This is a genomic window from Isoptericola variabilis (assembly GCF_050311655.1).
Classification (GTDB): Bacteria; Actinomycetota; Actinomycetes; order Actinomycetales; family Cellulomonadaceae; genus Isoptericola; species Isoptericola variabilis.
On the sequence record NZ_JBNOZM010000001.1, the window covers coordinates 718478 to 730575 of the forward strand.

At 75.2% G+C, this 12098-nt stretch carries 10 protein-coding genes; 7 read left to right on the plus strand and 3 right to left on the minus strand.

Annotated features, from left to right (window positions below; translation table 11 throughout):
* Window positions 1-3: 3 nt before the first annotated feature.
* Complete coding sequence (locus tag ACQP60_RS03450; RefSeq protein ID WP_429728425.1) at window positions 4-921, minus strand: Fpg/Nei family DNA glycosylase; 918 nt, start codon at window positions 919-921, stop codon at window positions 4-6.
* A 128-nt stretch (window positions 922-1049) separates the two neighbouring features.
* On the opposite strand from ACQP60_RS03450, the gene ACQP60_RS03455 reads away from it, so the two are divergent.
* The gene (locus tag ACQP60_RS03455) at window positions 1050-2882 is read left to right on the plus strand and encodes a proline--tRNA ligase (protein ID WP_429728427.1); all 1833 of its coding nucleotides are present in this window, start codon (window positions 1050-1052) and stop codon (window positions 2880-2882) included.
* 22 nt (window positions 2883-2904) lie between these two features.
* Here the strand turns inward: ACQP60_RS03455 and ACQP60_RS03460 are convergent, their stop codons facing one another.
* Window positions 2905-4107, minus strand: coding sequence for a DUF4439 domain-containing protein (locus ACQP60_RS03460; RefSeq protein WP_429728428.1), 1203 nt, complete (start codon window positions 4105-4107; stop codon window positions 2905-2907).
* 188 nt (window positions 4108-4295) lie between these two features.
* On the opposite strand from ACQP60_RS03460, the gene ACQP60_RS03465 reads away from it, so the two are divergent.
* The 6 genes from ACQP60_RS03465 (at window position 4296) to truB (ending at window position 10901) form a co-directional block, all read left to right on the plus strand.
* Entirely contained in the window at window positions 4296-4889 is a 594-nt protein-coding gene (locus tag ACQP60_RS03465) for a ribosome maturation factor RimP (RefSeq protein WP_429728430.1), read from the plus strand.
* Window positions 4890-4891: 2 nt separating this feature from the next.
* Entirely contained in the window at window positions 4892-5959 is a 1068-nt protein-coding gene (nusA, locus tag ACQP60_RS03470) for a transcription termination factor NusA (RefSeq protein ID WP_429728431.1), read from the plus strand.
* 15 nt (window positions 5960-5974) lie between these two features.
* Window positions 5975-6319: a YlxR family protein gene (locus ACQP60_RS03475; RefSeq protein ID WP_429728433.1), complete on the plus strand. Its 345-nt coding sequence runs from the start codon at window positions 5975-5977 to the stop codon at window positions 6317-6319.
* Between the two features lie 186 nt (window positions 6320-6505).
* Window positions 6506-9370 (plus strand): translation initiation factor IF-2, encoded by a 2865-nt coding sequence (gene infB / locus ACQP60_RS03480; protein ID WP_429728435.1) that lies wholly within the window; start codon window positions 6506-6508, stop codon window positions 9368-9370.
* 104 nt (window positions 9371-9474) lie between these two features.
* Window positions 9475-9933 (plus strand): 30S ribosome-binding factor RbfA, encoded by a 459-nt coding sequence (gene rbfA / locus ACQP60_RS03485; protein ID WP_429728436.1) that lies wholly within the window; start codon window positions 9475-9477, stop codon window positions 9931-9933.
* Complete coding sequence (gene truB / locus ACQP60_RS03490) at window positions 9930-10901, plus strand: tRNA pseudouridine(55) synthase TruB (protein ID WP_429728437.1); 972 nt, start codon at window positions 9930-9932, stop codon at window positions 10899-10901. Before rbfA ends, truB begins: the two co-directional genes overlap by 4 nt.
* Window positions 10902-10929: 28 nt before the next feature.
* Here the strand turns inward: truB and ACQP60_RS03495 are convergent, their stop codons facing one another.
* Window positions 10930-12060, minus strand: a complete 1131-nt coding sequence (locus ACQP60_RS03495; protein WP_429728438.1) for a hypothetical protein — start codon at window positions 12058-12060, stop codon at window positions 10930-10932.
* Between the last annotated feature and the right edge of the window lie 38 nt (window positions 12061-12098).

Below are 12098 nucleotides of genomic sequence, written 5' to 3' on the forward strand. Positions count from 1 at the left end.
CCGCTACTTCAGCAGCCGCGACATCCGCCGGTCGGCGAGCACCTGCCCGCCGGTCTGGCAGGTGGCGCAGTACTGGAGCGACCGGTCGGCGAAGCTCACCTCGCGCACGACGTCGCCGCACACGGGGCACGCCTCGCCGGTGCGGCCGTGCACGCGCATCCCGGCGCGCTTGGCGTCCTTGAGCTCCTTGGCCGGCTTGCCCGACGACGCCGCGACGGCGTCGCGCAACGTGGTGACGACGGCGTCGTGCAGCGCCGCGACCTCGTCCGGGGAGAACGACCGCGTGAGCTTGAACGGCGAGACCCTCGCGACGTGGAGGATCTCGTCGGAGTAGGCGTTGCCGATCCCGGCGATCGCGCGCTGGTCGCGCAGGAGGCCCTTGACCTGCTGGTTCTTCTCCCGCATCAGCGCGGCGAGGGCCTCGGTCGTGAAGTCGTCCGAGAGCGGGTCGACGCCCAGCGTGGCGACCTGCTCCACCTCCTGCGGGTCGCGCACCACGTGCACCGCGAGGCGCTTGCGGGTGCCCGCCTCGGTGAGGTCGAAGCCGGCGCCGTCGTCGAGCCGTACCCGCAGCGCCAGCGCCGCCCCGCGCGACGAGCCGCCCATCCGCGGGCGGACCGGCGTCGTGGGCGCCTGGTCCGACCAGCGCACCCATCCGCCGCGCGACAGGTGGAACAGCAGGTGCAGGTCCGCGTCCTCACCGCTGCCGTCACCATGGTCACCGGCCCCCGACAACCGCACGTCCAGCCACTTGCCGTGGCGGGTGACGCCGTGGACCTCCCGGCCCACGAGCGCGGTCACCGGCGGGTCGAAGGTCTTGAGCGCGGCGATGGCCGCGACGTCGGCGGCGACGACGCGGCGGCCGGTCGTACGAGCGTCGAGGAACTCCGCCAGCGCCTGCACCTCGGGAAGCTCGGGCATGCGGCCATGCTGCCAGCCGGGCCCGACGCCGACCAGGGGAGGGGCCGGGCGAACGGCGGCGGAGACGGGCGATCCGGCGGCCGGGGGAGCGGCGGGGACAGCCGTGCGGCGCCGCTAGGCTTGCACCCATGTCGATCGCGTCCGCCCGTGCGCCCCAGGGCGACCTGCTCCGCCTGTCCCAGCTCTTCGTCCGCACCCTGCGCGAGGACCCGGCCGACGCCGAGGTCGCGAGCCACCGGCTGCTCGTGCGCGCCGGCTACATCCGCCGCGCGGCCCCCGGCATCTACTCGTGGCTGCCGCTCGGGCTGCGCGTCCTGGCGAAGATCGAGGCCGTCGTCCGCGAGGAGATGAACGCCATCGGGGCGCAGGAGGTGCACTTCCCGGCGCTGCTGCCGCGCGAGCCCTACGAGGCGACCGGCCGCTGGACCGAGTACGGCCCCAACCTCTTCCGGCTGCAGGACCGCAAGGAGGCCGACTACCTCCTGGCGCCCACGCACGAGGAGATGTTCACGCTGCTGGTGAAGGACCTGTACTCCTCGTACAAGGACCTGCCCCTCGCGCTGTACCAGATCCAGACGAAGTACCGCGACGAGGCGCGCCCCCGCGCCGGCCTCATCCGCGGGCGCGAGTTCATCATGAAGGACGCCTACTCGTTCGACGTCGACGACGAGGGCCTCGCCGCCGCGTACGAGCGCCAGCGCGGCGCGTACCAGCGGATCTTCGACCGCCTCGGCCTCGACTACGTCATCGTCTCCGCGACGTCCGGCGCGATGGGGGGCTCCCGCTCGGAGGAGTTCCTGTCCCCGTCGCCGATCGGCGAGGACACGTTCGTGCGCTCCGCGGGCGGGTACGCCGCCAACGTCGAGGCCGTCGTCACGCCCGTGCCCGACGCGCTCCCGTACGACGACGCGCCCGCCGCGCACGTCGAGGACACCCCCGACACCCCGACCATCGAGTCGCTGGTGGCGTGCGCGAACGAGCAGCACCCGCGCCCCGACCGTCCCTGGACCGCCGCGGACACGCTGAAGAACGTCGTGCTCGCCGTCACCCACCCCGACGGGCGGCGCGAGCTGCTCGTCGTGGGGCTGCCCGGCGACCGCGAGGTCGACGTCAAGCGCCTCGAGGCCTCCCTCACCCCGGCTGAGGCCGAGCCCGCCACCGAGGCGGACTTCGCCGCCCACCCCGAGCTCGTCAAGGGCTACATCGGCCCCGGCGCGCTGGGTCCGCAGGGGGCGCAGGTCGAGGCCGAGGACGGCTCGACGCGCTCGGCGATCCGGTACCTGCTCGACCCGCGCGTGGTGCCCGGCACCCGATGGATCACCGGCGCCGACGCCCCCGGCAAGCACGTCTTCGACCTCGTGGCCGGCCGCGACTTCACGGCGGACGGCACCATCGAGGCCGCCGAGGTGCGCGCGGGCGACCCGGCCCCCGACGGCTCCGGCCCGCTCGAGCTCGCGCGCGGCATCGAGATCGGCCACATCTTCCAGCTCGGCCGCAAGTACGCCGAGGCGCTGGACCTCAAGGTGCTCGACGTGAACGGCAAGGCCGTCACCGTCACCATGGGGTCGTACGGCATCGGCGTCACCCGCGCCCTCGCGGCGCTCGCGGAGGTCAACCACGACGACAAGGGCCTCGCGTGGCCGGCCCACGTCGCCCCCGCGCACGTGCACGTCGTCGCGACCGGCAAGGGCACCGAGGTGTTCGACGCCGCCGAGAAGCTCGCCACGGAGCTCGTCGACGCGGGCGTCGAGGTCATCTACGACGACCGGCCCAAGGTGTCGCCCGGCGTGAAGTTCGCCGACGCGGAGCTCTTCGGCGTGCCGCTGATCGTCGTCGTCGGGCGCGGCCTCGGGGACGGCCTGGTGGAGGTGCGCCCGCGCGCCGGCGCGTCGGAGCAGGTTCCCGTGGCGGACGCCGCGCGCGTCGTGACCGAGCGCGTCGCGGCGCTGCTCGCGGGTTGACCGGCCCGGCCGGGCCAGCCGGCTACGCGGCGTCCTCGTCGTCCCCCGCCTGCTCCGGCAGGCCGGGGAACGGCTCGGGCTCGGCGCCCCAGTCGTCCAGGGCCACCGCAGAGTCGACGAGCAGGTCGACGAGCACGGTGCGCGTTCCGGCCGCCGTCGTGCCCACGAGCGTGGCGTAGTCGGTGGCGAGGTCGTTCTCCAGGTCGATCACCAGCGCCGCGTCGTCCTGGTCCGCGACCCGCGGCACGGCGTAGGCGGCGCGGCGCGGGTCGTCCGCCGTGGACTGCGTCCCCGCCACGGCGGCCCACCCGTCCGCGCGCTGCGCGTGCACCCCGACCCGCTCGAGCAGCCGCTCGCGCGTCTCGCCGGAGCCGATCGCCGCGCGCAGCTGCAGCGCGTACCGGGTCGCGTCCTCCGACACGACGAGCGTGCTCAGGTCCTGGGGGGTGAGCCCCTCGGGCACCGCGCCGTCGCCTTCGCCCTCGTCATCGCCCCCGTCAGCGGCGTCGTCCGCGGCGTCCCCCGCGTCGTCGGTGGCCGTGGCGTCCTGCGTCGTGGCGCCGGGGGAGGGCTCGTCCCCGGTGTCCTCCTCGCCGTCCTGCTCGTCCTGCTCGGCGACCTTCGGCACCTGCGGCGTCACGACGTCCGGCCCGGGCTCGTCGACCAGCGCCGCCAGGCGCCCGCCGGAGACGGTCTGCGCCGCGGCGATCGACGCCAGCAGCCGGGCCAGCGGGCCGTCGCCCGTGGTCCCCGCCGCGGTCCGCGACCGGGCGGCGGCGTCGTCCAGCGCCTGCACGACGTCGGCCGGGGTCGCCCGGTCCCAGGCCGACGATCGGGTGTCGGTGGGCGCGCCCGTGGCGAGCCCGGAGTCGTACTCGCCGCCCAGCGCCTCGGCCTGCTCGCGGGAGTCCGCGACGATGCGCGTGAGCTCGGCGACCACACGCTTGCGCGACGCGGGCACGTCCTCGAGCGCGGCCTCGGCGCCGTCGGCGACCCGGAGCGCGTCCGAGACGGCGGTGCGACGGACCAGCTCGAGGCTGTCGGGCACGGGCTCTCCCGCAGGCGGCGCCTCCAGCCGCACCCCGCAGCCGGCCAGCAGACCGACGGCGAGCAGCGCCCCGGCGGCGGCGACCAGGCCGCGGCGCCGCCCGACGGGCGAGGCCGCGCCGGTCGCGCCGGTCGCGTCGTCGTCGGCGGACCGGGCGGGGGCGGGCTGAGGTTCCATCGAGGCCGATGATGCCACGCGCGCGGCCGGGTCCGTGTGACGTTCCTCCCCCCGGCGCAGGCGCCGGACGGCGCGGGGCGGGCCCGTCGTTCGTTACGCTGGTCGCTGCACACAACGACACACCGGCCGCGGGACGTCCCGGCGCGGGAGCACACGGCAGTCCACGACGTGACCCACGGGAGGCAGGGATGGCAGCGCAGCACGGCCGCACGACGGCGGGCGGGGCGAAGGCCGAGGCGGTGCGGCGGGTCGTGACCCCGGCGGTCGACGCCGCGGCCCTGTACCTCGAGGACGTCGTCGTCACGCAGGCCGGCGCGAAGTCGGTCGTGCGCGTCACCGTGGACCTTCCCGAGGACGCGCGGGGCAGCCTGGACTCCGACACCCTCGGCGACGTCTCGCGCGCGATCTCCGCGGCGCTGGACGCCGACGACGTCGTCCCCGGTGCGTACACGCTCGAGATCTCGACGCCCGGCACCTCCCGGCCGCTCACCGAGCTGCGCCACTTCCGGCGCGCCCGCGGTCGGCTCGTCGTGCTCCGGCTGCGCGCCGGCGGCACGACGTCGGGCCGGCTGGTGGAGGTCGAGGCGGGGCCGGGCGATGACGCGACGCTGGTGCTGGAGGACGGCACCCGGGTGGCCGTCGCCGACGTGCGCCAGGGCAAGATCGAGGTCGAGCTGAAGCGCCTGGACGAGGCGCCGGACGAGGCGGACCCGGACACAGACACGGACACGGGCGCCGCCCGGGACGACACCACGGGCGCTGCCCGTCACGAGGAGGGCTGACGATGGACATCGACATGAGCACGCTTCGGCTGCTGGAGCGGGAGCGGGACATCAGCCTCGACGTCCTCGTGGCGGCGATCGAGCAGGCGCTGCTGTCGGCCTACCACCGCACGCCCGACGCCTACGCGCACGCGCGGGTCGAGGTGGACCGCAAGTCCGGGCACGTCGCCGTGTGGGCGCGCGAGGAGATCCGCACGCCGGACCCCGAGGACCCGGACGCGCGCCCCACGATCGAGCTGGGGCCCGAGTTCGACGACACCCCGGCCGACTTCGGCCGCATCGCCACCGCGACGGCCCGGCAGGTCATCGTGCAGCGGCTGCGCGACGCCGAGGACGACCAGGTGCTCGGCATGTTCCGCGGCAAGGAGGGCGAGGTCCTCGCCGGGGTCATCCAGCAGGGCCGCGACCCGCGCGTCGTCCTCGTGGACGTCGGCGGCACCGAGGCCGTCCTGCCCCCGCACGAGCAGGTGCCCACCGAGGAGTACGTGCACGGCGAGCGGCTGCGCGCCTACGTGGTCGAGGTGTCCCGCGGCATGAAGGGCGCCCAGGTGGTGCTGAGCCGCACCCACCCGGGCCTCGTGCGCAAGCTCTTCGAGCTCGAGGTCCCGGAGATCGCGGACGGCGCCGTGGAGATCACGGCGATCGCCCGCGAGGCGGGGCACCGCTCCAAGGTCGCCGTCCGCTCCAAGGTGGCCGGGCTGAACGCCAAGGGCGCCTGCATCGGCCCGATGGGCGCGCGCGTGCGCGCCGTCATGGCGGAGCTGCACGGGGAGAAGATCGACATCGTCGACCACAGCGACGACCCGGCACGCTTCGTGGCCAACGCGCTCTCGCCGGCCCGTGTGACCTCGGTCACGGTGGTCGACGCGGACGCCAAGGCCGCGCGGGCCGTCGTGCCGGACTACCAGCTGTCCCTCGCGATCGGCAAGGAGGGGCAGAACGCCCGTCTCGCCGCGAAGCTGACGGGCTGGCGGATCGACATCCGGTCGGACGAGGGGGCGTCCGCGGGCGACGTCCCCGAGGGCGACGACGCAGGTGGCGCCGCGGCGAGCCGCGGGGCCCAGGGCTGAGGCCGGTCACGGCACGTGGGTCGTCGCGCTAGACTGTCGGGGACCGGGCCACGCGCCCAGCCCTCGACCTCCCCACGTACCCCTCCGGAAACCTCCGGCCCGGTACGGACGTGCGTCGGGTGCCGGGAGCGTGACCAGCGGTCCGCTCTTCTGCGGCTGGTGCTCGAGCCGTCGGGACGCGAGGGAGTCCTCGCGGTCGACGTGCGGGGGTGCCTGCCGGGGCGTGGCGCCTGGATCCATCCGACGCCCGCCTGCCTGGCGCTCGCCGAGCGTCGTCGGGCCGTGCCGCGCGCCCTGCGCGTCACCGGCCCGATCGACCTCTCCGGCGTCCGGGACCACCTGGAGCGGCGAGACCGATGAGTCCCTCCGGTCCGCACCGCCACCCGGCGGCCGGACCATCGCGACCGAGCACGCTCGGCCGCACCCACTGAAGTCGACAAGGAAGCGGGTCAGAAGCCGATGGGCACCCGATGAGTTCCGTGCGATGAGTACTCGGTACTAACGACGGTCCTCCCTGTCTCGCAGGAGGGCCGAGACAGGAGAGTTGTGGCGAAGATCCGCGTTCACGAGCTGGCCAAGCAGCTCGGGGTGGAGAGCAAGACCCTGCTCGCCGACCTGAAGTCGGCGGGCGAGTTCGTCCGTTCGGCGTCCTCGACGCTCGAGGCGCCGGTCGAGCGGGCCATGCGCGACAAGTACAAGGACGCCGCTCCGGCGTCCTCCGGGGCACCGGCCAAGGCCGCCGAGCCGAAGGCTGCGGCGCCGCGCGCCGAGCAGAAGGCCGCTCCGGCGAAGCCCGCCCCCAAGCCCGCCGCGCAGAAGGCGGCCTCCGCGCCCGAGGTCGAGGCGCCCGCCGCCCCGGCGGCGGCCGCGACCCCCGCCGCGGCGTCGCCCGAGGCCCCGGCCAAGCCGGCCGGCCGTCCCGGTGCGCCGACCCCCGGTCCGCGTCCCGCGGCCCCGAAGCCCGCACCCGCCGCGCGCGAGCAGCGCGACGGCGGACGTGACGGTGGCAAGGGCGGTCGCGCCCCGCGCCCGGGCAACAACCCGTTCGCGTCCAGCCAGGGCATGCCGCGCCAGGGGCAGCGTCCCGGCGGCGCAGGCGGCTCCGGTGGCCCGCGCCCGGGCAACAACCCGTTCGCGTCCAGCCAGGGCATGCCTCGCCCCGGCCAGCGCCCGGACCGCGGCGAGGCCGCGCCCGAGCGCTCCGGCGAGCGTCCCGGCGGCCCCCGTCCCGGCGGCCCCCGTCCGGGCGGTCCGCGTCCGGCGGCGCCGCGCCCCGGCGGGCCGCGCCCGAACCCCGGCATGATGCCGGGCAAGACCTCGATGCCGCGTCCCGGCGAGCGCCCGGCGCCCGCCGGTGGCGGCCGTGGCGGCGGTCGCGGTGGCGGCCCCGGCGGTGGTGGCGGCGGCTTCCGTCCCGGTGGTGGCGGCGGCTTCGGCGGTCGCCCCGGCGGTCGTGGTGGTGCCGGTCGTGGGTCGACGCAGGGCGCGTTCGGCCGCGCCGGCGGTCGTCCCGTCCGCGGGCGCAAGTCGAAGCGCGCGAAGCGGCAGGAGTTCGAGCAGATGCAGGCGCCGTCGCTCGGCGGCGTGCAGGTGCCCCGGGGCAACGGTTCGACCGTCGTCCGGCTGCGCCACGGCTCGTCGCTGAACGACTTCGCCGACAAGATCGACGCAAACCCCGCGAGCCTCGTCACGGTGCTGTTCCACCTCGGTGAGATGGCGACCGCGACGCAGTCCCTCGACGAGGACACGTTCGGCACGCTGGCGGCCGAGCTCGGCTACGTCATCGAGATGGTGTCGGCCGAGGAGGAGGACCGCGAGCTGCTCGGGTCCTTCGACATCGACCTGGCGGCCGAGGAGGCCGACGAGTCGGACGAGGACCTCATGCCCCGTCCGCCCGTCGTCACCGTCATGGGTCACGTCGACCACGGCAAGACGCGTCTTCTCGACGCGATCCGCCAGACCGACGTCGTCTCCGGCGAGGCCGGCGGCATCACCCAGCACATCGGTGCCTACCAGGTGCGTCGTGAGCACGAGGGCGTCGAGCGCCCGATCACCTTCATCGACACCCCGGGTCACGAGGCGTTCACCGCCATGCGTGCCCGTGGTGCTCAGGTGACGGACATCGCGATCCTCGTGGTCGCCGCCGACGACGGCGTCATGCCGCAGACGGTGGAGGCGCTGAACCACGCCCAGGCGGCCGACGTGCCGATCGTGGTCGCGGTGAACAAGGTGGACAAGGAGGGGGCGAACCCCGACAAGATCCGCCAGCAGCTCACCGAGTACAACCTGGTGGCCGAGGAGTACGGCGGCGACACGATGTTCGTCGACGTCTCCGCCAAGCAGAACCAGGGGATCGACCAGCTGCTCGAGGCCGTGCTGCTCACCGCGGACGCCTCGCTGGACCTGCGGGCGAACCCGGACAAGGACGCGCGAGGCGTGGCCATCGAGGCCAACCTCGACAAGGGCCGCGGCGCCGTCGCGACCGTCCTCGTCCAGTCCGGCACGCTGCACGTCGGTGACGCGATCGTCGCGGGCACGGCCCACGGCCGCGTGCGCGCCATGTTCGACGAGCACGGCGAGTCCGTGACCGAGGCGGGCCCGGCGCGTCCGGTCCTCGTGCTCGGCCTGGCGTCGGTGCCGAGCGCGGGCGACACCTTCCTGGTGGCCCCCGACGAGCGCACCGCCCGTCAGATCGCGGAGAAGCGCGAGGCCGCCGAGCGCGCCGCCACGCTGGCCAAGCGTCGCAAGCGGATCAGCCTCGAGGACTTCACCAAGGCCGTCGAGCAGGGCAAGGTCGAGACCCTCAACCTGGTCCTCAAGGGCGATGTCTCCGGTGCCGTCGAGGCCCTGGAGGACGCGCTGCTCAAGATCGACGTCGGCGAGGAGGTGCAGCTCCGCGTCATCCACCGCGGCGTCGGCGCCATCACGCAGAACGACGTCAACCTGGCCACCGTCGACAACGCGGTGATCATCGGCTTCAACGTGAAGTTCGGTGAGCGGGTCGAGGAGCTGGCCGACCGCGAGGGCGTCGAGGTCAAGTTCTACTCGGTCATCTACCAGGCGATCGAGGACGTCGAGGCGGCCCTCAAGGGCATGCTCAAGCCGGAGTACGAGGAGGCCCAGCTGGGCACGGCGGAGATCCGTCAGGTCTTCCGCTCCTCGAAGTTCGGCAACATCGCGGGCTCGATCGTGCGGTCGGGCACCATCCGCCGCAACACGAAGGCGCGCGTGCTGCGCGACGGCAAGGTCATCGGGGACGACCTGACGATCGAGTCGCTGCGCCGCGAGAAGGACGACGTCACCGAGGTCCGCGAGGGCTTCGAGTGCGGCATCGGCCTCGGGTCGTTCAACGACATCACCGAGGGTGACATCATCGAGACCTTCGAGATGCGCGAGAAGCCGCGCGCCTGACGGTCGCGCCGCAAGGTTCAGCCCGACGGCGCCCCGCCCTCGCCCCGCTTCGACAGGAGCAGGGCCGGGCGGGGCGCCGTCGGCGTCGAGAGAGGGAGACACACATGCCCGGCCCCAAGGGCGACAGGCCCGAGAACCCGCGTGCCCGCAAGCTGGCGGACCGCATCAAGGAGATCGTCGCGCAGCTGCTCGACACCCGGATCAAGGACCCGCGCCTCGGCTTCGTCACCGTGACCGACGTGCGCGTCACCGGCGACCTGCAGAACGCCTCGGTGTTCTACACCGTGTTCGGCACCGACGAGGAGCGGGCGGGGACCGCCGCGGCGCTGGAGAGCGCCAAGGGGATGATCCGGTCCGAGGTCGGCAAGCAGACCGGCGTGCGGCTGACGCCGACCATCGAGTTCTTCCTGGACTCGATGCCGGAGAACGCCGCGCACCTGGACGCCGCGCTGCTCGAGGCGCAGCGCCGGGACGCCGAGCTCGCCGCGCTGCGCGAGGGCAAGGGCTTCGCCGGCGACGAGGACCCGTACCGCAAGCCGCGCGAGGACGACGAGGACGAGTGAGCGGCCCCGGGGAACGCGACGAGCGGCCGCCCCGCCGTCCGACCGCACCGGACGGGTTCCTCGTCGTCGACAAGCCGGCGGGCTGGACCAGCCACGACGTCGTCGGGCGCTGCCGGCGGCTGGCGGGCACGCGCAAGGTCGGCCACGCGGGCACGCTCGACCCGATGGCGACGGGCGTGCTCGTCGTCGGCGTCGGGCGGGCCACGAAGCTGCTCACGTACGTGGTCGGGGCGGACAAGGCGTACGACGCGACGATCCGGCTGGGGGTCGCCACGACCACGGACGACGCCGAGGGCGAGGTCGTCTCCGCCTCCGGGGTGGGCGACGGCGTCGACCACGCGGACCTCGCGCGGGAGGTCGCGGCGCTGACCGGCGACATCCGGCAGGTGCCCACCACGGTGAGCGCGATCAAGGTGGACGGGAAGCGGGCCTACGCGCGCGCCCGGGCGGGGGAGGACGTCGTCCTCGAGGCCCGGCCGGTCACCGTGAGCCGCTTCGACGTGCTCGGCACGCGGCCTGCGACCACGGTCGAGGGTGTGCCGGTGCTCGACGTCGACGTGGCCGTCGTCGTGTCCTCGGGGACGTACGTCCGTGCGCTCGCTCGCGACCTGGGCGCCGCGCTCGGGACGGGCGGCCACCTCACCGCGCTGCGCCGCACGCGGGTGGGCGGCTACGAGCTCGCCTCGGCCCGCACGCTCGAGCAGCTCGAGTCCCAGGCGGACGCCGACGGCGTGCTCGCGACGCTGCCGCTCGCGGACGCCGCCCGCGCGACGTTCCCGGTGCGGGAGCTGACCGACGACGAGGCGCGCGCCCTCGGCTACGGGCAGTGGGTGCCGGCGAGCGGCGAGCGGGGCACGGTCGCGGCGATCGGCCCGGACGGCACGCTCGTCGCGCTGCTGGAGGACACGCGCCGGCGGGGCGAGGCGCTGGCGAAGCCGGTGCTCGTGCTCGCCCCGGCCGGCGGCTGACGCAGCCCCCGGCCGCGTCGCCCGACGGTCAGGCGCGGAGCGCCGGCTCGCCGTGGCGCGCGGCGCGCTCCAGCGCCTCGTCGCGTGCGGCCTCGGCGTCTGGCTCGGCGCCGCCGGCGGTGCGCAGGTGGCCCAGCAGCGACAGGACCACGCCCGCTGCGGCCCAGAGTCCGAGGGCGAGCCACGCCGGCCCGGCGTCGGCCGACGGGAAGTACGACAGGTCGCGCAGCAGGGTGGCGCCCGCGCCGGGCGGGAACCACTGGCCGATCTCGCCCCAGTGCCAGGGGAGGAACTCCGGCGGCATGGTCGCGCCGGAGATCGGGTTGGCGACCAGCATCATCGTCACGGCGCCGAGCGCGATCCCGGCGCGCCCGAGCAGCGCCACGAGCCCGGTGATCGGCGCGGCGACGGCCGCGAGCGCGAGCGCGGCGGCCCCGGTGTTGGTCCACCAGTCGCCCTGCAGCGCCCCGAACCACGACTGGAGCACCGCGACCAGGACGACGCCGCCGACGGCGGAGTAGACGGCGACGGCGAGGACGCGCCGCAGGGCGCCGACCACGAGCAGCGAGACCGCCACACCCCCGACGATCCCGCCGAGCACGAGCGGGAACAGGGCGGCGGTGAGGCCGGTGCCGCGCGGGTCGTCGGAGGACAGGGGGACGACGTCGGTCACGGTGACGGTCGGCGCGGCGGCCGGGCCGCCCCCGCCGGCGGCCGCCTGCTGCGCGACGCCGGCCTGCAGCTGGCTCGCGGCCGTGGTGAGGAGCTGGTTGGTCACGCTGCTCGCGGCCGAGGCCGTGAGCACCTCGGGCGCCTGGCCGAGCAGGATCGCGCCGTAGACGTCGCGCTCCTGGATCGCGGCGACGGCGGCGTCGCGGCCGGCGACCGGGACCAGGTCGACGGCGCCGGGCTGCGCCTCGTCGAGGGTGGTCTCGAGCCCGGCGACGGCCTGCGGCGGACCGGCGACGGCGACGGGGAGGTCCCTCGGCTCGGCCGTGACGGCGGGCCAGGAGAAGGCGAGCACGAGCACGCCGACGACGGCGGCGACGGCGAGGCCGAGCCCGACGACGCGACCCCAGGGCGTGTGCGGCGCCGGGTGCTGGCGGTCCGGGCGCGGGGCGCGGGAGGCAGGGCGTGCGGTGGCGTCCGTGGCGGACATGGCGGTCTCCGGGGTGCGAGGTCTCGAAAAACGAATGT